Raw genomic sequence first — 268 nt, 5'->3', positions numbered from 1 at the left:
CGGCGCGAATCTTGGCATAGGCGTCGTCGGCCGAGGCGATCCCGCCCACGCCGATCAAGGGCACGCGCCCGTCCAGAAGCTGCGACAGGCGGGCCAGCACGCGGGTGGATTTTTCGAACAATGGCGCGCCGGAAAGCCCGCCTGCCTCGCCCCGATGCGCACTTTTCAGACCTTCGCGGTCCAGCGTGGTGTTCGTGGCGATTACCGCGTCCAGACCGCATTCGACCGCCACGCCGGCAATGTCGGACAATTCCTGATCGTTCAGATC

Annotated in this window: 1 pseudogene; it reads right to left on the bottom strand. The window is 65.7% G+C overall.

The features are described from left to right. Window positions 1-268, bottom strand: a pseudogene (locus tag JI666_RS22090) (quinone-dependent dihydroorotate dehydrogenase); the annotation flags it as partial.

It is taken from the genome of Bacillus sp. NTK071 (genome assembly GCF_017303315.1).
GTDB lineage: Bacteria > Bacillota > Bacilli > Bacillales > Guptibacillaceae > Guptibacillus.
This window is presented reverse-complemented; position numbering and strand designations above follow the sequence as displayed.